This window comes from Paraburkholderia atlantica, assembly GCF_009362785.1.
GTDB lineage: Bacteria > Pseudomonadota > Gammaproteobacteria > Burkholderiales > Burkholderiaceae > Paraburkholderia > Paraburkholderia atlantica.
The window spans coordinates 48,129-71,613 of the sequence record NZ_WHNQ01000020.1; the positions used below are offsets into that span (position 1 = coordinate 48,129).

23 protein-coding genes are annotated in these 23,485 nt (G+C 62.8%); 12 read left to right on the forward strand and 11 right to left on the reverse strand.

Features of this window, described 5'->3' with window-relative positions; genetic code table 11:
- Positions 1 to 10 precede the first annotated feature (10 nt).
- The 3 genes from groES to GCT19_RS25310 all read right to left on the reverse strand — a co-directional run bounded on the left by groES (position 11) and on the right by GCT19_RS25310 (position 2,879).
- On the reverse strand, positions 11 to 301 hold the full coding sequence (gene groES / locus GCT19_RS25300) for a co-chaperone GroES (RefSeq protein WP_018436415.1): 291 nt from the start codon (positions 299 to 301) through the stop codon (positions 11 to 13).
- Positions 302 to 785: 484 nt separating this feature from the next.
- Positions 786 to 2,015 carry an acyl-CoA dehydrogenase family protein gene (locus GCT19_RS25305; RefSeq protein ID WP_026228884.1) on the reverse strand — a complete coding sequence of 410 codons (1,230 nt, stop codon included), beginning with the start codon at positions 2,013 to 2,015 and terminating at the stop codon, positions 786 to 788.
- A 33-nt stretch (positions 2,016 to 2,048) separates the two neighbouring features.
- A complete protein-coding gene (locus GCT19_RS25310) occupies positions 2,049 to 2,879 on the reverse strand; it encodes a peroxidase-related enzyme (protein ID WP_227717735.1) in 831 nt (276 codons plus the stop codon).
- A gap of 109 nt (positions 2,880 to 2,988) precedes the next feature.
- Here GCT19_RS25310 and GCT19_RS25315 point away from each other — a divergent pair, with 109 nt between their 5' ends.
- The 12 genes from GCT19_RS25315 (at position 2,989) to GCT19_RS25375 (ending at position 14,975) form a co-directional block, all read left to right on the forward strand.
- The gene (locus GCT19_RS25315) at positions 2,989 to 3,219 is read left to right on the forward strand and encodes a hypothetical protein (protein ID WP_152853452.1); all 231 of its coding nucleotides are present in this window, start codon (positions 2,989 to 2,991) and stop codon (positions 3,217 to 3,219) included.
- Positions 3,220 to 3,400: 181 nt separating this feature from the next.
- On the forward strand, positions 3,401 to 3,868 hold the full coding sequence (locus GCT19_RS25320) for a rhodanese-like domain-containing protein (RefSeq protein WP_018436419.1): 468 nt from the start codon (positions 3,401 to 3,403) through the stop codon (positions 3,866 to 3,868).
- A 45-nt stretch (positions 3,869 to 3,913) separates the two neighbouring features.
- Complete coding sequence (epsC, locus tag GCT19_RS25325; protein WP_018436420.1) at positions 3,914 to 4,891, forward strand: serine O-acetyltransferase EpsC; 978 nt, start codon at positions 3,914 to 3,916, stop codon at positions 4,889 to 4,891.
- A complete protein-coding gene (locus GCT19_RS25330) occupies positions 4,888 to 5,136 on the forward strand; it encodes a helix-turn-helix domain-containing protein (protein ID WP_018436421.1) in 249 nt (82 codons plus the stop codon). The genes epsC and GCT19_RS25330 overlap by 4 nt, the downstream gene beginning before the upstream one ends.
- A 107-nt stretch (positions 5,137 to 5,243) precedes the next feature.
- On the forward strand, positions 5,244 to 6,176 hold the full coding sequence (locus GCT19_RS25335; RefSeq protein ID WP_018436422.1) for a family 2A encapsulin nanocompartment shell protein: 933 nt from the start codon (positions 5,244 to 5,246) through the stop codon (positions 6,174 to 6,176).
- A complete protein-coding gene (locus GCT19_RS25340; protein WP_152853453.1) occupies positions 6,151 to 8,190 on the forward strand; it encodes a family 2A encapsulin nanocompartment cargo protein cysteine desulfurase in 2,040 nt (679 codons plus the stop codon). The genes GCT19_RS25335 and GCT19_RS25340 overlap by 26 nt, the downstream gene beginning before the upstream one ends.
- Before the next feature lie 1,089 nt (positions 8,191 to 9,279).
- Positions 9,280 to 10,212 carry a TauD/TfdA dioxygenase family protein gene (locus GCT19_RS25350; protein ID WP_152853454.1) on the forward strand — a complete coding sequence of 311 codons (933 nt, stop codon included), beginning with the start codon at positions 9,280 to 9,282 and terminating at the stop codon, positions 10,210 to 10,212.
- Positions 10,213 to 10,254: 42 nt separating this feature from the next.
- Positions 10,255 to 11,292, forward strand: a complete 1,038-nt coding sequence (locus GCT19_RS25355) for an ABC transporter substrate-binding protein (RefSeq protein WP_152853455.1) — start codon at positions 10,255 to 10,257, stop codon at positions 11,290 to 11,292.
- 31 nt (positions 11,293 to 11,323) lie between these two features.
- Complete coding sequence (locus GCT19_RS25360; protein WP_152853456.1) at positions 11,324 to 12,124, forward strand: ABC transporter ATP-binding protein; 801 nt, start codon at positions 11,324 to 11,326, stop codon at positions 12,122 to 12,124.
- Between the two features lie 19 nt (positions 12,125 to 12,143).
- Positions 12,144 to 12,956: an ABC transporter permease gene (locus GCT19_RS25365; protein ID WP_152853457.1), complete on the forward strand. Its 813-nt coding sequence runs from the start codon at positions 12,144 to 12,146 to the stop codon at positions 12,954 to 12,956.
- A 55-nt stretch (positions 12,957 to 13,011) separates the two neighbouring features.
- Entirely contained in the window at positions 13,012 to 14,661 is a 1,650-nt protein-coding gene (locus GCT19_RS25370) for an FAD-dependent oxidoreductase (RefSeq protein WP_152853458.1), read from the forward strand.
- Positions 14,658 to 14,975: a 4Fe-4S dicluster domain-containing protein gene (locus tag GCT19_RS25375; RefSeq protein WP_018436429.1), complete on the forward strand. Its 318-nt coding sequence runs from the start codon at positions 14,658 to 14,660 to the stop codon at positions 14,973 to 14,975. Before GCT19_RS25370 ends, GCT19_RS25375 begins: the two co-directional genes overlap by 4 nt.
- A 76-nt stretch (positions 14,976 to 15,051) precedes the next feature.
- On the opposite strand, the gene GCT19_RS25380 is transcribed toward GCT19_RS25375, so the two are convergent.
- From GCT19_RS25380 to GCT19_RS25415, 8 genes are all read right to left on the reverse strand, one after another.
- Positions 15,052 to 15,807: an ABC transporter ATP-binding protein gene (locus tag GCT19_RS25380; RefSeq protein ID WP_152853459.1), complete on the reverse strand. Its 756-nt coding sequence runs from the start codon at positions 15,805 to 15,807 to the stop codon at positions 15,052 to 15,054.
- Complete coding sequence (locus tag GCT19_RS25385) at positions 15,783 to 16,619, reverse strand: ABC transporter permease (protein ID WP_152853460.1); 837 nt, start codon at positions 16,617 to 16,619, stop codon at positions 15,783 to 15,785. The genes GCT19_RS25380 and GCT19_RS25385 overlap by 25 nt, the downstream gene beginning before the upstream one ends.
- A complete protein-coding gene (locus GCT19_RS25390; RefSeq protein ID WP_018436432.1) occupies positions 16,616 to 17,659 on the reverse strand; it encodes an ABC transporter substrate-binding protein in 1,044 nt (347 codons plus the stop codon). The genes GCT19_RS25385 and GCT19_RS25390 overlap by 4 nt, the downstream gene beginning before the upstream one ends.
- 598 nt (positions 17,660 to 18,257) lie before the next feature.
- Positions 18,258 to 18,809 (reverse strand): hypothetical protein, encoded by a 552-nt coding sequence (locus tag GCT19_RS25395; RefSeq protein ID WP_152853461.1) that lies wholly within the window; start codon positions 18,807 to 18,809, stop codon positions 18,258 to 18,260.
- Between the two features lie 231 nt (positions 18,810 to 19,040).
- The gene (locus tag GCT19_RS25400; protein ID WP_013093395.1) at positions 19,041 to 19,946 is read right to left on the reverse strand and encodes an ABC transporter permease; all 906 of its coding nucleotides are present in this window, start codon (positions 19,944 to 19,946) and stop codon (positions 19,041 to 19,043) included.
- A 2-nt stretch (positions 19,947 to 19,948) separates the two neighbouring features.
- Entirely contained in the window at positions 19,949 to 20,863 is a 915-nt protein-coding gene (locus GCT19_RS25405; RefSeq protein WP_152853462.1) for an ABC transporter permease, read from the reverse strand.
- A gap of 128 nt (positions 20,864 to 20,991) precedes the next feature.
- Positions 20,992 to 22,287, reverse strand: a complete 1,296-nt coding sequence (locus GCT19_RS25410) for an ABC transporter substrate-binding protein (protein ID WP_152853463.1) — start codon at positions 22,285 to 22,287, stop codon at positions 20,992 to 20,994.
- Positions 22,288 to 22,368: 81 nt separating this feature from the next.
- A complete protein-coding gene (locus tag GCT19_RS25415) occupies positions 22,369 to 23,427 on the reverse strand; it encodes an ABC transporter ATP-binding protein (RefSeq protein ID WP_152853464.1) in 1,059 nt (352 codons plus the stop codon).
- Between the last annotated feature and the right edge of the window lie 58 nt (positions 23,428 to 23,485).

The window sequence follows — 23,485 nt, forward strand, 5'->3', positions numbered from 1 at the left end:
GATGTTCTCCTCAGGATTGGACGACGGCAATCACGTCTTCTTCGCGTAGCACCAGCAGTTCGGTGCCGTCTACCTTCACGCTTTGCCCCGCGTATTTGCCGAACAGGACGCGTTCGCCGACCTTCACTTCGGGCCCGACGCGCTTGCCTTCGGCGTCGCGCCGGCCTGGACCGACCGCGAGAATTTCGCCCTGATCGGGCTTTTCGGCGGCGCTATCGGGAATCACAATGCCCGAAGCGGTTTTGGTCTCCTGGTCGAGACGCTTGACGATCACGCGATCGTGCAATGGGCGCAAACTCATTTGCTCATTCCTTGGAAATGTTTTGGCACTCGTCTTAAGGGAGTGCTGACCGAGAGCCGAGTATAGAAATGCGGACTGAGCGAATCCAATAATGGTTTCGCAGACGCTTTGCGTGCGTTGAATGATTTGATCATGACGTTTCGTGCAAAAGGTTTCCCGGACCGATCTGCCATATCGCAGTGGAAGCTGCGCTCGCGCCGCTCATTGAGCATGGCACCGTACGTGTATGTTTGAACGCGCGGCGCGTTTCGGGTTATTGCTTGAGCGGTGCGCGTAACGTCGGGAACGGAGAGGCCACGACGGAAACGACACACGAAGACGCGATCACAACCACAATCGCGACACGGTCGGCTGTGCGCTCTCTCGAAGGAGCGCTTGCAGGATATGACTCGCAATTGCAGCAGCATCGCTCGCTTGCCATGCTCGCGCGACGGTGAGGCAAGGGCCTTCCCCCCCGCATCATTGCGTGCAGAGAAGGCCTTTTTCAAACGAGGCCGAGCACACCGAGGCGCGCCTGACCGATCAGCTCGAACGAGGCATCGGCGTTTGGCGGATGGAATGCACCCGCACGTACATCGCGATACAGCCGTTCGAGTTCCGCACGCCGCGCCAACGCGCCCGCCCCGGCAATTTGCAGCGAAAGATTCACGACGCGCAGCGCGCCATCCACAGCGTGCTGTTTCGCGGCCAGCAGTTTCGCGATCCATGGTTCGGGCTCCGGGTAGCCGGACCACCATCTATCGGCGACGCGTTCCAGCAACGCCTCGATGCTGTCGAGTTCGATCGACGCCTCAGCGACGCTGCGCTGCGTGAGCGGCTTAAAGGCGTAGGTTTTTCCGTTCAACGCGGCAGATGAGCGCGTGGTGGCGGACGCAAGCGCAAGAGCGAACGCACGCTTTGCCGCGCCGAAGTACACGGCGGCCAGACCCGGCAGAACGGCGCCGAGAATGCCGTCGACGAACGGATCGTTCGGCGGTCCGGCAGGCAGCACGCGAATCACGCGATCCTTGTGCGCCACGGCGCCCTCCAGCAGGGTATCGTCGCTTTGCGTCGCGCGTAGGCCGAGCGCGTCCCATGTCTTGACCGTGCGATGACCCGGCGCACTGCGCTCGATAAACGCATGCACGATCTTAGGATGCGCGGGGTCCGAGTCGTCGAGACCGTGGACGCCGAGCCAGTCCCAAACGGGAGCGAGCGACGTGAAGATCTTTCGGCCGTCGAAGCGGTAGCTGCCATCGGCGAAGGGCGTCGCCTTCACGAACGAGTGGGCGAGTCCCAGATCGTTGCCGGGTTCACCGTGTCCAGCGGCGAAGACCTTGCCGGCTGCAGCCTCGGAGAGAATCCATTGCGCGGAGTTGTCGCCCAGCCGCCGCAGATGCAGCGCCGCGCCGATCCAGTATTGATGCATGTTCAACGCGAGTGCCGTGGCGGGCGCACGTCCCGCGAGCCGGATCTGCTGCTGGATGAATTCGGGCAATGTGAGGCCCAAGCCTCCCAACTCGACCGGCACGCTCGCACGCAGAAATCCCGCCTGTTTCAGCTCGTCGAGGTCTTCGGCAAAGAAGCGGTTCTCCCGATCGTATAGCGCGGCGCGCGTACCGATGCGATCGAGCAGCGCTTCGGACAGCAACGAGCTGGTTTGGTTGGCGGCCTGTGCTTCGTTATTCGTGCGGGCGGATAGGTCAGGTTCCAGTACCGTACTGACTGTGCTCACAGTGCTTTTCTCCTTCTCCCATACAACGATTAATCAAGCGAAGTATTTGTCGTCAGGAACGACGCCCAGCGAAATGAAAATGCGGTTCGTGTGGTTGAACCACGAGGCCGTTTCAACCGCTTCGAGAATGGCCGGCTCGGAAATGCCTTCGCCACGCAGCCGCTCGAAATCTTCTTGATTCACACTGCGCGGGTCTTGCGTCACCTTGATCGCAAGATCGGCGAGAGCCTGCTCACGCGATGAAAGCCCGGCGAAATGAAGATCCGTGGCAATGCGGCGTGCTTTTGCCGGATCGTCGAGCGCGGCGCCCAGTGCGTGAGTGTGATGAAGCGCACACAGACCGCAGCGGTTGGTCGTGGAGACGACGACCGCGATCAGTTCGCGTTCGGCGAGCGGGAGTTTCCCGGCAGTCGCGCCAAACAGTTGTTCGAAGTAACGGACAAAGCGCCGGGTGGTGTCCGGATTCAACGCGAGCGCGCGAATCCAGTTATCGCCGTCATGCGATTGCACGAGTCGCTGGATATCGTCGGGAAGGGCATCGTTGTTGGCGTGTCTGAGTCGCGAGAGCGCGCTTTCTGCTTGAGAGTCAACAGCTGCTGTCATATCAATACTCCTTGGAGGCGTTGCCGGTTGCCGCGAGAAGAGAGACTGATGCGCCTGATTATCGTCAGCGGCTTGCTGCGTGCGCCAATATTGATTTGGCATTTGCATAGCGGCGCGAATGCGTTTCGACGCAGTGAAACGAATGCCTCTGCGATGGCGGCGAAGAGTGCTGCGGCGCCGCCGAAAAAGCTTGATCGACGTTGTTGATTCGAAGGCTTCGGAACGCGGCGAAGTTCGATCGTCCAGAAAGTACGCCGCCATGATTAACGTTTGATACGGGTAGTGAAATCCAATCCATCAAACCTTGTTTGCCGTTCTTTTATGCGAACGCTAGATTGCGTCCATACAGCAATGGATCGATGGAGGCCGCATGGCCACGGCAATTTTCCCGAGTGGGCTGCTGCATCCCGTGCGGACCTTGCGGTCGCGTTATGCGAAGCGTTCATCGGCACAGTCCGATGAGCGTTCCGGCGGACTACGCGCGCCAGACGAGCGCGCGCAATCGGCGGAGCGGATCGCGGCGTATGCGCGCAGCGGCTATTTCCATATGGAATACACGCCTGGCATGTTTGTCGTGCCGCACGATCTGCCGCCGGATTGAATGGCAAGCAGCGTTTCCGTAAGTCGCAGCGACTAAACCGATGCTTCTTTAGAAATGAAAATAAATTGGTTCGGCTTCGGTCGCCGATCTCTCATAGTGTCTCCTGATGGCTATAGGCGGTTGCATTCGCCATTGTCTTGAAACGGCGCGTAAGGAATCGCGCTATATCGAAGGAGACGTCATGACGCTTGAACTCGCAGAACGATCCACCGACGCGCTGCTCGAAAGCGCCCGTGCACGCGCTGCCGAAGCGGGCCTGTCCTACGCGGGCGGCGTGCCGCCGCAAGACGCGTGGGCACTCGTTCAGGCCGGCGCTGCTGTCCTGGTGGACGTGCGCACTGCCGAAGAACGCAAATTCGTCGGACTCGTGCCGAACAGTCTGCATGTTGCATGGGCAACTGGCACGAGCCTGACGCGCAATCCCCGCTTCGTGCGCGAGCTTGAAGCGAAGACCGGCAAGGATGCGGTCGTGCTGTTGCTGTGCCGCAGCGGCAACCGCTCCGCGCTGGCGGCCGAGGCTGCCGCGAAGGCGGGCTTCACGCAGGTTTTCAACGTGCTGGAAGGTTTCGAAGGGGAGCTGGACGACGCGCAACGGCGCGGCGCTAGCAATGGTTGGCGTTTTCATGGCCTGCCGTGGATTCAGGACTGATGCACCTGAAACGGTCCGTGCTGCACTTTATGAGGAGTCAACGCTGTGGCAGTGTTCGACGTCGATGAAATAGTTCAGGCGCTTCAGACGGTGCGCCAGCAGTGGCGTGAAGTGCAGAAGCGTTCGCTCGAACCGGGCGGGCGCGAGTTGCCGGGGCGCGAAGCGCTTGCTGACATCGTCGATACGCTGAAGGGTGTGCTCTTTCCGATGCGTCTCGGGCCTGCGGACCTGCGACAGGAGAGCGAGAACTTCTACGTCGGGCATGCGCTCGACGCGGCCTTGCATGCGCTGCTTGCTCAGGCGCGGCTGGAGTTGCATTACCGCACCCGGCACGACCCGCCGCCCGCGGCCGTGGTGGAAGCGCAGGCAAGCGTCGCGATGCACGCGTTCGCGACGCGCTTGCCGGCAATCCGCACGCTGCTCGACAGCGACGTGCTGGCCGCGTTTCATGGCGACCCCGCGGCGGGCAGCGTGGATGAAGTGTTGTTGTGCTATCCGGGCGTGCTCGCGATGATTCACCACCGCATCGCGCACGAACTCTACGGACTCGGTTTGCCGCTGCTGGCGCGGATCGTCGCTGAGCATGCGCATGCGCAGACCGGGATCGATATTCATCCCGGCGCGAAGATCGGCGCGGCGTTCTTCATCGATCACGGCACCGGCGTGGTGATCGGCGAGACGGCCGTGATCGGCGAGAGGGTGCGCGTCTATCAGGCGGTGACGCTCGGCGCCAAGCGCTTTCCTCGCGACGCGCAAGGGCACCTGGAGAAGGGGCACGCGCGTCATCCGATCGTCGAGGACGACGTGGTGATCTACGCGGGCGCAACCATACTCGGACGCGTGACGCTCGGCCGGGGCTCGGTGATCGGGGGCAATGTGTGGCTCACGCAGGATGTCGCGCCGGGTTCGCACGTGACGCAGGCGGTGTCGCGCAATGAAGGCACCGGCGTTGCCGTGCCGGGCGAACGCACGTCACGCGGGCAGCGGGAGGACGAACCTCTCGTGACGGGAGCAGCGCGATGAGCGGCCTCGTCAGGGAATTCGGCGCGGCGGTCAGACGGATTCGCGAGACTTATGGCTGGTCGCAGGAGCAACTGGCCGAGTACGCCGAACTGAACCGCTCCTATGTCGGCGAGATTGAACGCGGTGCCGCGATCGCATCTATCGTCACGGTCGACAAACTCGCGCGCGCGTTTCAGGTGCCGATAGAACGTCTGCTCAATCCTGCCGCTGCAACTGCGGAGGTCGATCCCGCTTCGCTGCGTTAGATCGAACGTTGGCGTCTATAGCATGTTGAAGGGCCGGGGTTGGCTCTCGATAATCTGTTCCGCTCATAAGCTTTCCCGATTTTCATCTAACAACCCCGGAGCAACAGATGACAGCAACAGTGGGCGGCCTGACGGCGCTCGGCGATACCGCAGCACGGCAACTAGCCAATGCCACCAAAACCGTTCCGCAACTCGCGACGATCACGCCGCGTTGGCTCACGCACCTGCTGCAGTGGCTGCCGGTCGAGGCAGGCATCTATCGTCTGAACCAGGTGAAGAATCCTGAAGCGGTGGTGGCCGCCTGCACCGCGCGTGAAGATGAGAGCGCATTGCCGCGTACTTTTGTGCCGTACGAGGAAGCGCCGCGCGAGTATTTCCTCAATGCGGTCAGCACGGTGCTGGATGTGCATACGCGGGTCTCGGATCTGTACAGCAGCCCGCACGATCAGATCAAGGAGCAACTGCGCCTCACGATCGAAACGATCAAGGAGCTGCAGGAAAGCCAGCTCATCAATAATCCCGATTACGGTCTGCTCGCCAACGTCGCTGAAGAACAGCGCGTGTTTCCGTTGACCGGCGCGCCGACCCCGGACGATCTCGACGAGCTGCTCACGAAGGTCTGGAAAGAGCCCGCGTTCTTCCTCACACATCCGCTCGCGATCGCCGCGTTCGGCCGTGAATGCACGCGCCGTGGCGTGCCGCCGCCCACCGTCAGTCTGTTCGGCTCGCAGTTCCTGACGTGGCGCGGCATTCCGCTGATTCCGTCGGACAAGGTGCCGGTTGCGGACGGCAAGACCAAGATCCTGCTGCTGCGCGTCGGCGACAAGCGCCAGGGCGTGGTCGGCCTGTTCCAGCCGGGTGTCGCCGGCGAGCAGGGTCCGGGGCTGTCGGTCCGCTTCATGGGCATCAACAATCATGCGATCGCGTCGTATCTGATCTCGCTCTATTGCTCGCTCGCCGTGCATTCGCCGGACGCGCTGGCGGTTCTCGATGACGTGGAGATCGGCAAGTACCATGACTACCCAGACACCTACAAGTAAGCCGATGGACAACGTCCTGCCGCACGAAGTGCCTGACGGTCCTCCAGCGGGGTTGCCCGACCCCGCGCTTCTGGCGTCGCTCGCTAACGCGTTCTTCTCGGCGCTGCCGGGCAATGCGCCCGATACGTCGGCAACGCCGGGTCTCGCGGGCACGCAGCCGTTCACCGCGCCCGTGACCAGCGAGGTCGGCAATCCGGCTCCGGCTGGTTCGCCGCTCGCGGGACCCGGAGGCACGGGCACCGGCATACCGGGCGCGGCGTTGCCGCAAGGTCACGTGCCGGGCGGCAACCTGCTGCCTTCCGCGCCGACGCACGTTCTGTCGCTGGGGCATCGCGCGCCCGCGCTGGTGCCGCATGCGGCCGCTCAGAACGGCTTGCCCGATAACGTGGTGACGGTTGCGCCCGCGCTCGATCCGCGTTTTGGCGGCGCCGCGCTGGGTGTGCCCGAAGGGCAGGGCGCGCAGCGTCCGGACGGCGGTGGAGCATCGGCAACGCAGTCGGCTTCGCCTTACTACTTCCTCGGCGATGCGACGCACTCGCGAGAGACTTCCGCCGTGTCGCCGGAGATCGTCGTGCCTGGCTGGCAGGAAGTGACCGCGCAATCTCTCGGCTTGCCTGCTGTTGACGGGCCGCTTGTCGAACAACGCTTTCCATATGACAGGCCGGCTGCTTCACCCGCAGCGGCGCAACCCGCGAGCCCGTCGCACTATTTCCTGGATGTGCAGGATCGTTCTCGCACGCCGGGGCAGTCGCTTGATGGCGCGCAGAACGTCCCGCAGGCGGCAAGCGCGGCGCATCCACCGTTCGACGTGAATGCGATTCGCCGCGACTTTCCGATTCTGCAAGAGCGCGTCAACGGCCGGCAGCTCGTGTGGTTCGACAACGCCGCGACGACGCACAAACCGCAGGCGGTGATCGACCGGCTCGCGTATTTCTACGCACACGAAAACTCGAACATCCATCGCGCGGCGCATGCTCTGGCCGGCCGCGCGACCGATGCCTACGAGGCGGCGCGCAGCAAGGTGCAGCGCTTCATCGGCGCGGCATCGCCGGAGGAGATCATTTTCGTGCGCGGCACCACCGAAGCGATCAACCTGATCGCGAAGACGTGGGGCGTGCAGAACGTCGGCGAAGGCGACGAGATCATCGTGTCGCATCTGGAGCATCACGCGAACATCGTGCCGTGGCAGCAGCTTGCCGCGCAGACCGGCGCGAAGCTGCGGGTGATTCCGGTCGATGACAGCGGGCAGGTTTTGCTCGACGAATACCGTCGGCTGCTGAATGACCGGACAAAGATCGTCTCGGTCACGCAGGTGTCGAACGCGCTGGGCACCGTGGTGCCGGTCAGGGAGATTGTCGAGCTTGCGCATCGTGCGGGCGCGAAGGCGCTGGTCGATGGCGCGCAGTCGGTATCGCACATGCGGGTGGATGTGCAGGCGCTCGACGCGGATTTCTTCGTGTTTTCGGGCCACAAGGTATTCGGTCCGACCGGCATCGGCGTGGTGTACGGCAAGCGCGCGATACTCGAAGATATGCCGCCGTGGCAAGGCGGCGGCAACATGATCGCGGACGTGACGTTCGAACGCACGGTATTCCAGCCGCCACCGAATCGCTTCGAAGCGGGAACGGGCAATATCGCCGATGCAGTGGGCCTGGGTGCGGCGATCGATTACGTTCAGCGTATCGGTATCGAGAATATCGCACGTTACGAACACGATCTGCTCGCGTACGCAACGAGCGTGCTGCAACCGGTGCCGGGCGTGCGGCTGATCGGCACGGCGCGCGACAAGGCCAGCGTGTTGTCGTTCGTGCTGAAGGGCTATGAAACCGAAGAAGTGGGCAAGGCGCTCAACGAGGAGGGCATCGCGGTGCGCTCCGGGCATCACTGCGCGCAGCCTATCTTGCGCCGCTTCGGTGTCGAGGCAACGGTGCGGCCGTCGCTCGCGTTCTACAACACGTGCGATGAGGTCGATGCGCTGGTGTCGGTGGTGCGGCGGCTGTCATCGCGACGCTGAAACAGGCGGCGGCCAGCAATGGCCGCCGCTTCCTCACGTGTGAAATGCGCGGGCGGCAAGCACGGCGATCGCTCCATGAGCGCCGCACAAAGCGCGATGCATAGCTGACACGCCACGATAACCATTGAAGATTTGCTTCGTTCACCGTCGCCGCAAATTCCCTTATCGTTAAGATTACGCTGCGGCGCTAACCTCGCATGGTTCGGCTATCCCGCGGCGCAACCTGGACACGGCAGCAACGGAGCGCCTCAGGCGCGTAACGCCTTCGCCGCGGTCCAGCCCAACAACGCAATCGGCGAAGCGCGAGACATGAGCACGCTTCGCCGACGAGCGTGACTGCGCGGTCGGCATCCATCAGTCGTTGCACGGCGGGGTCAAACTGGGCACATCCCGACCTGCGATGGAGGCCCACCGACGTCACGTCAGCTTCGCCTCGGCGCCTTTATGCGCCCCACCACCATTCATACGGGCGCGTGGCGTTATCCCGGCGCTTATCCCGATGCGAACTTCAACGTCGACCACCTGAAGGAATTCGCGCAGACGCTCGAGCGTGCGTTACGACAACAAGCGATAGCCCGAATGTGCCCAACACCCGAACCATCGCTCCCCCTTGGATCAACGACTTTTCCTGCACTGTATGCGAGCAGATAGATTCCCAACAGTGGAGTTGCATCTTTCCCACCTGAGCGCCGCACGTTCTTTCGCTCATTAGACTGGCGAAGTACCGCACTTGCGTCGCCGGACACTCTCCGGCCTCCCCACATCTATTAGCCAAACGTGCCGACCGGCAGCCCTTGCCGGTTGTGTCACATCGCGCCTACGCGGTGCGGCTTGTCATCCTTGTTCCGCTCGAACACGTATTGCGACGCCGTAGCCAGCGCAACCATCGAGCGCTATCGAAACGGCGAATCTTTGACTATAGACAGCGCATCGCCCGCACGGAAAGAAACTTTGGTTCGAACCTAGTATGACCGCGCCGACTAAACGAATCGCTATCCGTCACATATTCATGCGCGGAATTGTTGGTTGCCGATGCCGTGCGCGCTCTGCTTTCATGGAGTCCGCCATCGATCCCATAAGGAGGAAGCCATGAGTTCAGTACTCGAGGTTCAGCAACCGCACTCCGCCGCACATCAGGATATTCGCGTGCGCCGATACAAACCGCTTATCGGCGCAGTCATCGAAAACATCGACCTGTCCCAACCGCTCAGCGACGACAACCAGCGAACCGTGAGGCAGGCACTCGTGGATCACGGCGTGATCTTTTTTCGCGAGCAGGAGCTTACGCCCGAGCAGCATGTCGCGCTGGCACGCATCTTCGGCACGCCCATTCGCAAGAACATCTATCTGCCGGCCGTCGCGGGCTTCCCGGAGATCGAGGTCATCGCCCATAGCGAGAAGACGCAATCCGGCGGCACCGACAACTGGCACGTCGATGTTTCATGGCAGGCACAGCCGCCCAAGGCAACCGTCCTTCACGCAAAGGAGATTCCCGAAGGGGGCGGCGGCGACACGATCTGGACCTCGTCGGCGGCAGTCTACGACTTGCTGGATCCCGATCTGGCCCGCTACTTCGAGAAACTGAAAGCGGTCAACACGTTCATCGCTTCGCCGAAAAAGCATGCTCTTGCGGACCTGTTGAGCGGCTACGACATTCCCGAGGGAACGAGCGAGGACAACGTACAGGCCGGGCTCGAACGGGTGCGCGACGCATCGCAAAAGTTTCCGCCGATCGAAGTGCCGGTGATCAAAACGCACCCTGAAAACGGCCGCAAGCTGGTGTTCGTCAACGAAGGACATACGAGCCATCTGCTCGGTGTTTCGAAGACGGCGAGTCAGAGCCTGCTGAACTATCTATACGACCTGATCAAGACGCCGGAAGTGCAGGCGCGCTTCGAGTGGAAAGCCGGCGACGTCGCGATCTGGGACAACCGTCAGGTCCAACACTACGCGGCGCGCGACTACGGCTCGGCGCGGCGGCGCATTCACCGCATCACGCTGGAGCACGACGGGGTTTTCTAACTGGGGCTCGGCCTTCGGCATCGGATCACGGAGAAACGGAACATGAAGCAAACGGCTCGACGCTGGCGGCAGCGTGTCACACGGATCTTCTACCTGGCGTCGCTGATCGCGGGCGGAATGTTTTGCGGCGCGTCTGCGTTCGCGCAGTCCCCTGAAAAGCTCGAACTGCGCTATCAGGGCTGGGCGAGCAAGGTGCTGTATCCCGAGCTTGCCGAGGATCTGGGCTATCTCGCGCCGATCAAGTTGAAGTGGGTTGGCAATACGATCAGCGGACCGCAGGACATTCAGGCCGCAGTAACGGGCGACGTGGATTTCGGCGGCGCGTTCAACGGATCTATCGTGAAGCTGGTGGCGGCGCATGCGCCTGTGAAGGCCGTGATTTCGTACGTGGGCACCGACAGGGACACCAACGGCGGACTGTTCGTGTTGCAGGGCAGTCCGATTCATGGTCCGCGCGATCTGATCGGGCACAAGGTGGGCGTCAATACGCCGGGCGCGTATGAGCAATACCTGGTGACGGCGTATCTGGAGAAAGCGGGGTTGTCCAAAGATGAAATCGACAAGGTAGTGTTCGTCGCCGCGCCGCCGGTCAATCTCGCGCAGCTTCTCAAGCAGAAGCAGCTCGACGCGGTGTTCCTCGAAGACATCATCAAGGACAAGCAGCTCGCGCAAGGCGGCGCGACGCTGCTGGTCACCGACTATCAACTGTTCGGCTCGTTCGGCTACGCGAGTTATCTGTTCACGGATCGCTTCATCGCGCAGAACCCGAACACGGTGCGCAAGTTCGTCGATGGCACGGCGCGCGCGATCGAATGGGCGAAGACCACGCCGCGCGCCGAAGTGGTCGCGCGTCTGAAGAAGATCGTCGAAGCGCGCCATCGCAACGAGGACACGACGATCGTCGATTACTGGAAGTCGGCGGGCGTCGGCGGCAAGGGCGGCTTGATCGACGCGAACGATTTCACCACATACATCGACTGGTACGTGAAAAACGGCGTGCTGAAGCAGAACCAGGTGAAAGCCGAGAGCATCTACTCGAACCAGTTCAATCCGTTCAATCAGTCGGTGGCGTCCCACTAGGGCGCTATCGCGTCGACTTCCGAGGCCTGCGATGGGTGCTGCAATCGGCGTGCGCAACGTCACGAAAGGATTTCATCTGAAGCGGCGCGGACACTTCAGCGTGTTGGAGGACGTGTCGTTCAACGTGGTCGCTGGCGAGTTCGTGACGCTCGTCGGACCCAGCGGCTGCGGCAAGACTACGCTGCTCGATCTGATCGCGGGATTGGCGAAGCCCGACCGTGGACAGATTCTCGTCGATGGCCGCGCGGTCGAAGGGCCGGGTCTCAACCGGGGCGTGGTGTTTCAGCAGTACGCGCTGTTTCCGTGGCAAACCGCGCTCGGCAACATCGAGTTCGGCCTCGCGGCGAAAGGCGTGGCGAAACCGGAGCGCACGGAGAAGGCTCGCGCATTCCTTGGACTCGTGGGCCTGAGCGGTTTCGGCGACCGCTATCCGCATGAACTGTCGGGCGGGATGAAGCAGCGTGTTGCGATCGCGCGCGCGTTGTCATTCGAGCCCGACGTGCTGCTGATGGACGAGCCCTTTGCCGCACTCGACGCTCAGACCCGCGAGACACTGCAAGACGAACTGCTGCGGATCTGGCAACGCACCGGCACCACGATCGTGTTCATCACGCATTCGATCGATGAGGCGATTTATCTCGGGCAGCGCGTGCTGGTGATGGCGGCAGCGCCGGGACGTGTCACGCATGCGCTGGACGTGAATCTGGAGCGGCTCGACCTGAATGAAGACCTGCGCTCCAAACCTGAGTTCGTGCAGCTGAGACACGAGATCTGGCAACTGACGCATCAGCCCCGCGCGGTCTCGCGCGCGGCGGTCGCGTATGCGGCCTGAACCTGGAGCCCGAACGAAGATGAGTACGTTATCCACCCGCTTTTCGTCGGCTGGCTCGTGGGCCACTGGTCTCGTATCGACATTGTCGCGCGTACTGCGCGGCGGTGTCGCGATCGTCGCGTTCTGTGCGCTGTGGGAGATTTTGCCGCGTGCTGGCTGGATCGACGCGACGTTTCTGCCGCCTATTTCGACGGTGCTCGGCGCGCTGGTCGAGATGCTGCGTTCGGGCGAGCTTGAACAACACCTGTTCGCCAGCGCGTCGCGAGCGCTCGCCGGGTTCACGATCGCAGTCGCGATTGGCGTGCCGTTCGGTTTAATGATTGGCTGGTATCGAACGCTGGCCGAAATGCTCGATCCGCTGCTCGAACTGTTTCGCAATACCGCGCCGCTCGCGCTGCTTCCGGTGTTCGTGCTGGTGCTGGGAATGGGCGAGACCTCGAAGGTGTCGATGGTCGTCTATTCGTGCGTGTGGCCTGTCATGCTCAACACCGTGAGCGGCGTGCGCAACGTCGATCCGCTCCTGATCCGCTCGGCGTTGTCGATGGGACTCACGCCGTTGCAACTCTTTCGCAAAGTCGTATTGCCAGCATCGGTCCCGGCTGTGTTCACCGGCATACGCGTCGCGGCGGCCTATTCGATTCTCGTGCTGATCGCCGCGGAGATGGTCGGTGCGAAGGCGGGGCTCGGCTACCTCGTCAACTACTCGCAATTCACGTTCGAGATTCCGAAGATGTACGCGGGCATCGTCACGCTCGCGCTGCTCGGGCTCGTCTTCAATCACGCGGTGTTGCTTGCGGAGCGGCGGCTCACGGCCTGGAAGGGCGAGCGCTGAGCGCGCTTTGGCTTCGTGAGGGAACGGCAACGGTCATCACAGGAGACGCATTTTCATGACGGACAATCCGGCGAGAAGCGGTGCGCCCAAGGTCACTCACGCGGATAAGGGCACGCGACACGATGCCGACGTGCTCGTGATCGGCGGCGGTCCCGCCGGCACGTGGGCGGCGATCAGCGCGTCCGCGCGCGGCGCGCGAGTCGTGCTTGCGGACAAAGGCTTCTGCGGCACGTCGGGCGCGACCGCGCCTGCGGGCACCGGCGTCTGGTATGTGCCGCCGGACGGGGCATCGCGCGCTGCCGCGAAAGCGAGCCGCTTCAAGCTCGGCGGCGAACTCGCGGACCAGGCGTGGATGGATCGCGTGCTGGAGCAGACTTGGCTGAACGTGCAGCAACTGGCGGAGTGGGGCTATCCGTTTCCGTTCGACGAAGCCGGCACCGAGCGGCGCACGTCGCTGCAAGGGCCTGAATACATGCGGCTGATGCGCAAGCGCGTCAAGGAAGCAGGCGTGCGTATCTTGGACCAAAGCCCCGCGCTCGAACTGCTGATCGACGAGGACGGCACGGTGTCGGGTGCTGCGGGTGTCGATCGTCAGGCGGGGCAGCCGTGGCTCACGCGCGCGGGCGCAGTGGTGATCGCGACCGGCGGCTGCGCGTTTCTCAGCAACGCGCTCGGCTGCAACGTGTTGACGGGCGACGGCCAGCTGATGGCCGCCGAAGTGGGCGCGGTTCTGTCGGGCATGGAGTTCTCGAATGCGTATGGACTTGGGCCCGCGTTTTCGTCGGTGACCAAATCGCTGTTTTACAACTGGGCGACTTTCTACTACCGCGACGGATCGGCGATTCCCGGCGCGGGATCGTCTCATGGGCGCGGTGTGATCGCTCAGGTTCTGGAGAGCCAGCCGGTGTACGCGCGCCTCGATCGCGCCGACGAACAGATCCGCGCATGGATGCGCAAGGCGCAGTCCAATTTCTTTCTGCCGTTCGACCGTCAGGGCATCGACCCATTCGCGCAGCGGTTTCCCGTTACGCTGCGCCTCGAAGGCACGGTGCGTGGAACCGGTGGTCTGCATCTGATCGACGAGTCCTGCGCGACGTCCGCCGAGGGCTTGTATGCGGCGGGCGATGCGGCCACGCGCGAGTTCATCTGCGGCGGCTTTACCGGAGGCGGCAGCCATAACGCGGCGTGGGCGATGTCGTCCGGCCTTTGGGCTGGCGCGGGCGCGGCGGATTACGCGCGCTCACGAGGAGCTGCTGCGCGCTCAACATGCATCGTGCGCGCGGGAGGCGTCGCGCTACGCGACGGCGGAGGCAGTGCGCCTTACGACGTGGACGAAGTCATTCGCGGCGTGCAACAGGAGGTCTTTCCGACGCAACGCAACTGGACGCGCGACGGCGCGCTGCTCGAAGACTCGCTGACGCGTTTGGACACGCTGTGGCAGCGCGTACGCCGTGCGGCGCCCGCACGCAGCGCACTGGAGACCGTGCGTGCCCGCGAGGCCGCGGCGATGCTGGCGACCTCGCGCTGGATGTATCGCAGCGCGTTGCAACGCACCGAGACGCGCGGCATGCATCGGCGGAAGGAACATCCGTCGCTTGACCCGGCTCAGCGTGAACGCTTGTTGAGCAGCGGGCTGGACAGAGTGTGGGTCGAAAAACTGGATGCGCGACGCTCGGCGGATCTCGTCAAAGGAGTGGCCGCATGATCGAGATTGTCGATAGCGAGCGCTGCACCGGCTGCAAAATCTGCGTGCGCGTGTGTCCGATCAACGTGTTCGATGTCGTGCCGGACGGCCCGCCGCGTATCGCGCGTCAGAGCGATTGCCAGACGTGCTTCATCTGCGAGCTGTATTGCCCGGAGGATGCGCTCTTCGTCGCGCCGCAAGTCGAGCCGTTGCCTAAGGGGGAGATGCGTCCCGTCGAATTCGGTCAGTACCGTCGCGCGATCGGCTGGGGACGCGACCGGCAGCCTACCGCCGATCAGGACGCGAGTTTCGAATTGCTGGCTCGTGTTCATTGAACGGCATAAGGCTTCGAGGCGCTGTCACGTTGGCGGGGTGTTCGCGAGCTTTCGTACATGTCATGCAGGGCGCCGCTCACGCCACCGCACGGGCCTTTTCGCTGAGTTCCGCTTCAACGCCGAGACTCGCCAGGAGTCGTTCGCGTAATTCGACCACGCGCGCCTCGCGCCGCGGTTGCGTGGCGGGCAAGCCGACCGTCACGTCGACGACAAGCTTGCCCTGATCCAGCACCACGACGCGGTCGGCAAGATGAATGGCTTCATCGACGTCGTGCGTGACGAGTAGCACCGCGGGCCGATGCCGGTCGCACAGACGCCGCAGCAACGCATGCATGCGCAGACGGGTCAGCGCGTCGAGCGCGCCGAACGGTTCGTCGGCGAGCAGCAGTTCCGGCTCGCGCGCCAGTGCCCGCGCGAGCGCGACGCGCTGTTGCTCGCCGCCCGAGAGTTCCTGCGGCCAGGCCCGCTCGCGCCCGGCGAGACCCACTTCGGTCAGCGCCTCGCGCGCCCGTTCCTGCGGCCGTTCGACGGCAAGCCCGAACGTGACGTTCTCGACGAGCCGCTTCCACGGCAGCAGGCGCGCGTCCTGGAACACCACGGACAGCCTGTCCGGCACCGCGAGACTGCCGCCGCCCGCGACCTCATGATCGAGTCCCGCCAGCGCGCGCAGAAAGGTGCTCTTGCCCGAGCCGCTGCGGCCCAGCATGGCGACGAACTCGCCGCGCTGGATATTCAGATCGATACGATCGAGAATCGTGCGATCGCCGAAACGGCGCATGAGGCCACGCACGCTGACGACGCTCAAGTTCAGTCCGCCAGGGTTTTCCGCCATGTCAGCACTCTCCGTTGCAATAGCCGCACCAGGGCGTCCGAGGTCAGGCCCAGCAGAGCATACAGTGCGAGGCCGACAATGATCACTTCAGTCTGTCCGTAGGTGCGCGCAAGCTCGATCATGTAGCCAATGCCGCTCGTCGAATTGACCTGCTCGACCACCACGAGGGCGAGCCACGAATATGTGACTGCGAAGCGCAGCCCGAGCAGGAAGCCGGGCAGCGCGCCCGGCAGCACTACGTTGCGGATGAACGACCAGCGTCCGACGCCGAGCGTGAGCGCGAGTTCGAGATACCGATTGTCGATCGCGCGCAGGCAGTCGTGCGTCTGAATGTAGATGGGCACGAACACGATCAGCGCGATGGCCGTCACCTTCATGCTTTCGCCGATGCCGAGCCACAGCATCAGGAGCGGCACCAGCGCGAGACTCGGGATCGAACGCTTGATCTGCACGGGGCCGTCCAGCAGGTATTCGCCGATGCGGCTCAACCCCGACACCACGCCCAGCACACCGCCCGCCAGTACGCCCCAGAACAGGCCCTGCAACGCTCGCCACAGCGAAGTCGCGAAGTTCGACCACAGACGCCCCGACGCGATCAGGTCGCCGGCGGTCTGCGCGGCAACCCACGGTGGCGAGAGCGTGCGATGGTCGATCAAACCCGTCCACGAACCGACGCTCCAGATCACGAGCAGCAGGAGCGGGCCGATGGCCGCGCCATAGCGAATAGGCTTGCCCGGGCCGAGACGCGGCCGCCGCGCGCGCCGGACCGTTGTGGTTGGCACGCCGTCCGCGGAAGTGGAGAGATCGCTCATGGTGTCTGCAGGGCTTTGGCCGCGAGAAATTCGTAGCGTCGATCGAACAGGGAGGCGGCGTCGAGACGCGGCTTGCCGGTCTCCTTCGCGAGCAGATCGATGGTGGCCTGCTGGCGCTGGATCGCACCGTTCCAGTCGGCGGGAATGTCCGGCTCACCCGCCGACTGCGCCAGATAGCGGCCCGCATCGGCTTTGAGTCCTTGCTGCTCGACGTAATAGCCTTGCACCCACTGTTCCTGATGCAGGTAGATCCATTCGGTCGCGCGCGCCCACGCCTTGACATACTCGCGAACCGCTGCAGCCTTCGCCGGATCGTCGACGACGGATCGCAGACCGTAGATGTACCAAGGGTCGTCGCGCAGTCCGTGCGAAATGAGTTTCGCGCCGTTGTGCCCGTAATTCGCGAGGTAACGCGGCTGATTCGCCTCGCCGATGGGCGCCGCGTCGACGAGCCGGCTCGCCAGCGCGCTCACGTAGACATCGCCGGTGCTCGGCATCTCAACGAGCGTCACATCCTTCTGCGTGAGCCCGGCTTTCTGCAGGATGCGCAGCACCAGCGCGCCCTGCGCCTGTCCTGGGCTGTAGGCGATTTTTTTGCCCTTGAGATCGGCGAGCGTGTTGATGTTGGAACCCGGTGCGATGCCCAGCTTGTAGATCGGGTGATTGATCGGGTCCTTGCGGAACGACGCGGCGACGATCTTTACCGGCAGCCCCGTCCAGGTCGCGTGGATGGGCGGAATGTCGGCAACGGAGCCCAGATCGAGCGCTTTCGCCCGGAAGGCCTCGATAGTCTGCGGACCACCGCTTACGTTCGCCCAGATCACCTTGAACGGCAGCTTCTTGATCTCGCCCGAGAGTTCCAGCGCGCGCTGTGTGCGCGGATCGCCGATGGTGAGCGTTGTACCGGGCGGCACCGTGTCGGGGATCGCATCGCCCGGCGTCGCGTGCGCCGTCGCCGCGAGAAGCACACCGGCCGCGAAGAAGAGACGCGCTCTGTGGCGCGAGAACGATGACACCAGCGAGGCGAGGACGAACGTCATTACGGGAGATTCCGCGAAAGTGTTGGACAACTATTTTCGCGGCAGCAATCTCCACTCTCAAAACCCGTTTGCTCACATCGATATCACCGCGGCGCTTGATTAGATAGTTGCGGTCACGAACACACCACGTGGGGGCCGCGTCCCGGGCACCCGTGCACGCTGAGCGGCCCAGGCTATCGCGCCCGTTCACATTCATGTGCGATTTTCTTCGTTATAAAGCGAGCGAGGCCGCTTCGAGGTCCAGGCAAACAGGAGCGCAAGCAGAAGGGACCCGAACGACGGAATTTCTTCTGCGAGCGCGTGACGGCGGACAAGGTAGAGCTCGGCGGGGAGTTGATGAGCCGCGTTGATTATCAACCGTAGCTGTTTCTTGATGGGGATATACCCTTATCGAAAACCCGCCCGGCCTCGCCGATAGGGCCGGCATCGCCGTCGATGGCTGGTCGCCGGATGGCATGAGGAACCCAGTCTGACCGCATCCGCAAATCCCGTCGGCTTAGAGCAGCCTGAGTTGACGCGACGCGCTTGTTCCAACAGTCAGTGCCAGCCTGCACGGCGGCAAGGCGCGGAGCACGCCATCGTCGCGAGCGCACAGAACTCAGGACTTCCACGGCCACGTGGGATAGATACGTTGGCTGGTTTCAAAGTTTTCACCCGCTTTAGCGACCGGCTCGCCGTTACGCGCTGCTTCGCTGTCGACAACGACTTCCTTCGCGGCCAGGCGGTCTGGGAGCGCCGGCGTCGATGAGGAACGCGCGTCCTCGCTTTCTCTCAACAACCGCAAACCGACGCCAAACCACGGAACATCGGCCCTTAACCCGGCGACGTACGCGCGCCATCCCTCCGCGTTGCCATCAAACAGGTTGCGCTGGACCGAGGAGGCGAGACGCTTGCGATTTAACTCAGGCTCGAGCAATTCGCGCGGCCATTCAACAAAAGCGCTTGTGGCACGTCGCGCAAACTCCATCGACGTCATTTGCGCCGACACGTCTCGCAGCAGCGGAAAGCGCGTGAGTGGTCCGTTCGTTTCCGCAAGTTCGCGCAGTGTCTTGTCGTTGACATCGTGATTAATGGCCCAATTCACTGCCTCCAATACGTCTGCCAGGTGCAGCAACAGGGCACGGCGTTCGAACGCATCTTTCATCTGCATATTTCTCTGCTGAGGTGAGTCCTCAATTGTAACTTCCCCCCGAGCAGCAAGCAGTCCTCGGGGCGTTGAGCGCTCGAAGCCCGACGTGTGTTCTCCGCAGTAAGACGCTCGCGAGGCGCAATCGGAGAACGGTACGGGAGGACGCGGGGCGCTAGCAACGAAGCATTTTGCTGATTCTTGGCAGTGAGCGTGCAATGACGCCTGGCGCTCGCCATGCGGCGACGCCACGAGTTATTTCAACCCTGCCACTGCGCGGCGACGCGCCAACACCCTCACCGCAAGCAGACACCCGCCCATCACGGTCAACGACAACACTGTCGTCATCGTGCCGAGCGCATATATGACCGGCGTCGTCACCGACGTGGTGAGCCCCTGAAGCTCGAGCGGCAGCGTGTTCTGATCGCCGATCGCCTGCGAGGTGCGAGCGATCTCGTCCCATGACAGCGTGAAGCCGAACATCGCGACGCCGACCACCGACGGTCCGATGATCGGCAGCACGACATGCAGGAAACTCTGCCACGGCGTCGCGCCGAGATCGCGCGACGCCTCTTCATAGCCCGGATTGAAGCGGTTAAACACCGCGAACATCACCAACAAACCGAACGGCAGCGTCCACGTCAAATGCGCTCCGAGCGCGGAGGTGAACAGGCCCATCGACGTCGTATAGCTATCGGAAAACGATTGATACCCCCATGTCGACGCGAGGTACTTCACCCCATTATCGAGCAGCCGGAACGTCAAACCGATCCCAAGCGAAACAATAATGGACGGCATGATCAGACTCGCGACCGACACGTAGAACACCGCCGTGTCGCCGCGAAACTTTCGACGAAAGGCGAGGCCCGCCGCCACTGAAAACAACACCGTCAGCACCGTGACCGCCAGCGCGAGCCGCACGGATCGTCCGAACGCGCCCCAGATATCAACATCGCCGACGCCGTCGCGCAACGCGGCGAACCAATGCAGCGAGACACCGCGCATCGGAAAGGTCAGGCCGCCCTCGGGGCCCTGAAAGGACAGAATGAATATCGTAATCACCGGCCCATACAAGAACAGCACGAACAGGCCGAACAGCAGCGCAAGCCAGTAGAAACTGGCTGGACGGCGTTCCCGATGTTTGACGCGAATGGCCTGCATTTTCACAGCTCCTTGCGGATATCGACGACCCGCGTCAAACCCCACACGATCATCAGTACGACGGCGAGCAGAATGATCGCATTGGCTGCCGCGGCGGGAAATTGCAGGTAGCCGGTCTGCACCTGAATGACCTTGCCCACCGATGCAATCTGTTGCCCGCCCATCACGCCGACGGTCAGAAAATCGCCCATCACGATCGTGATCACGAAGATCGAGCCGATTACGATGCCCGTCTTCGACAACGGCAGGACCACGTCGCGTACCACCTGCCAGCCGCTCGCACCGGCATCGCGCGCGGCTTCGAGCAGCGACCGCTCGATGCGCATCATCGCGTTGAAGATCGGCACGATCATGAAGAACGTGTAGAGATGGACGAACGCGAGCACCACCGAGAAGTTAGAGTACAGCAGCCATTCGAGCGGCTGGTTGATCAGATGCGCGCCGAGTAGCACCTGATTGACGAGGCCATTGCGGCCGAGCAGCGGCATCCATGAAATCATCCGGATCACGTTGGAGGTCCAGAACGGAATCGTGCAGACGAGGAACAGCACCGTCTGCATGCTCGTCGTGCGCACGTGAAACGCGAGGAAGTAGGCGATCGAAAAGCCCAGCAGCAAGGTCATTGCCCACACGATCGCGCAGAACTTGAGTGTCGACCAGTACGTCTTGAAGGTCACGCAAACGTCCGTCATCGACGAACAGCCGTTGAAGATCGCCGCGTAGTTCTTCAGCGTGAACGCGGGAATGATCTGGTATTCGTTGAAGTCCCAGAAACTGACGATCAGCGTGATGACCAGCGGCACGATGAAAAACAGCAGGAAGGTCAACGACAGCGGCGTCGCCTGCAACCATGCCGGTGCGCGGCGATGTTTGACGGGCGTGTCCTGCGCGTGCGAGGGAAGGTCGATGGTTGCCATGGGCGGGAGTCTATCGAATGACTGTGCGGCGCATCGCTGCGCGAGAACGAGAAGTAACTACGCTGCTCATAGGAGCCGTGCTTGCCGGTGCGTCACACCTCGGCAAGCACGTCGAACCGCGGCGTCGATCAGGCCGCGATGAACTCGTTCCACTTCTGAACCATGTAGATGTTCTCGTCCATCACGGCGTTCCAGCAGGCAATCGCGCTCATGCGCTGGGTGTATGAACCGCCGTCCCGCACGGCGCCGGCCTTTTCGAGCAGTTGGCCGTCCGGCGCCTTGATGTCCTGCGCTGCCACTTTGCCTTCGATCCAGTAGTCCCATTCGTACGGCTGCATGTGCGTCTTCGCGGTCTCGATCACGCCGGGGTAGTAGCCCTGGCGCATCAGGTAGGCGCCGGCCCAGCCGTCCTGGAACCAGTTGACGAATTCGTACGCGGCGTCGAGCTTCTTGCCTTGCAGCGAGCGCGGAAAGCCGAAGCCCGAGGCCCACGAGCGATAGCCTTCCTTGAGCGGCTGAAATTTGCACGCGATGCCCATCGTGCGCACCTTCGTCACCGCCGGCGACCACATCGACTGGATCACCACTTCGCCCGACGCCATCAGGTTCACGCTTTCGTTGAAGTCCTTCCAGAACGCGCGAAATTGCCCAGCATGCTTGGCGTCGATCAGGATCTTGATGGTCTGGTCGATCTCGGCCTTGGTCATATTGCCTTTGTCGCCGTATTTCATGTGACCCATCGCCTCGATCGCCATCGCCGAATCCATGATGCCGATCGCGGGAATGTTCAGCAGCGCCGCCTTGCCTTTGAACTGCGGGTTGAGCAGCTCTGCCCAACTGTCGATCGGGCGCTTGATCAGGTCGGGACGAATGCCGAGCGTGTCCGCGTTATAGGTGGTGGGGATTAGCGTCATCCATTCGGTCGGCGTCGCTGAGAACTCGGTCGAGCGCGGGCCGGTCAGGAACATCACCTTCTTGGGCGCGGTGCCCTGGTCGCCGATCTTCTTGCCGTTGACTTCACCGCGCGTCAACACGGGCGTGATCTTGTCGGCGAGCTTGATGCGTTTGGCGTCCATGCCCGCGAGCGTGCCGGCCGGAATCAGCTTCTTGAGCGCGAAGTATTCGGTGTCGACGATATCGAACGAGTTGGGTTGCGTGATGATGCGCTTGGCGACGTCGTCGGTGGTCACTGGCACGTATTGAATCTCGATGCCGGTGTCTTCCTTGAATTTCTTCGCGATGTCGGCACTCTGATTGACCGCGGTGCCGAGGTAGCGCAACGTGATCTTTTCCTGCGCATGCACGTACGGAAAGCCGGCAATGCCGGCCGCCGCCACCGCGCCCTTGATGAACGTGCGGCGCGACAGGCCTTTTTCCTTCACATCGGTTGCGGCCACTGCCGGGCTCTCGTTCGTTTCACTCATTGCTTTCTCCTCAGTTGACGTTCAATTCCCGCTTATTCGACGTTCTGTTCACTGCAATGCGATCCGCTGCGATGCAAGCACTCAGGCTGCCAGCGGATGCGCGTCCCGCTCGTTCCACCAGATCACCACGCGCGCGTCGGGACCGAGCCGTGTCGCGTCGTAGTCGCCGTCGCTCACGAGCGAGATCAATTCGGGCGAGCCGTCGAGCGGGTCGAGCGTGATGCGCAGATGCGTGCCCTGGTATTCGGCTTCACGGACCCTGCAGGGCACGCCGCCAATGCGTGTCAGGCCGCTCTCGCCGCCGGCGTTCTGCACCGGCGTGACGCCGTGCGGCATCACGCGCAGATGGTCGGCGCGCACGGTAAACAGGCGGCCATTCGTATTGAAGACGTTATGGCCACCGAGGAAGCGGGCCACGAATTCGGTACGCGGACGATTGAATACTTCGTGCGGTGTGCCGCTCTGTTCGATACGGCCATGGCTCATCACCACGACGAGATCGGCCAGCGCCATCGCTTCTTCCTGCGAGTGCGTGACATGCACGAAGGTAATGCCGAGATCCTTCTGCCAACGCTTGAGTTCGGCGCGCATCTGCACACGCAGAAACGGGTCGAGCGCGGAGAGCGGTTCGTCGAGTAGCAGGCAGCCCGGTTGATTCAGCAACGCGCGCGCGAGCGCCACGCGTTGCTGCTGGCCGCCGGATAGCTGGGCCGGTTTGCGCTCGGCATACGCGGACATCGCGACCAGTTCGAGCAGTTCGGCGGCGCGCTTGCGCCGCACGTCCTTCGCGACGCCGCGCACCTTCAGGCTGAACGCGACGTTGTCGAGCGCGCTCAGATGCGGGAACAGCGCGTAGTTCTGAAACACCATTGCGGTGCCACGCGTGGCGGGTTCAGCGCGCGTGACGTTGCGGCCCGCGATCAGAATGTCACCTTCAGTGACGGATTCATGCCCGGCGATCATGCGCAAGGTCGAGGTCTTGCCGCATCCCGATGGGCCGAGCAGGCAACAGTACTGGCCGCCGGCGATGCGCAGGTCGATCGCGTCGACGGCCAGCGAATCGCCATATTGCTTTGACACGTGGACCAGTTCGATATCGGCGGCTTTGGTTTCGAGCACCGTTGAAGCAGGCTGAATCATGAAGGATGTGTCCTCGTGAACGGCGAACAGTGGGGCGCGCGTGAAAACCGATGCGCCG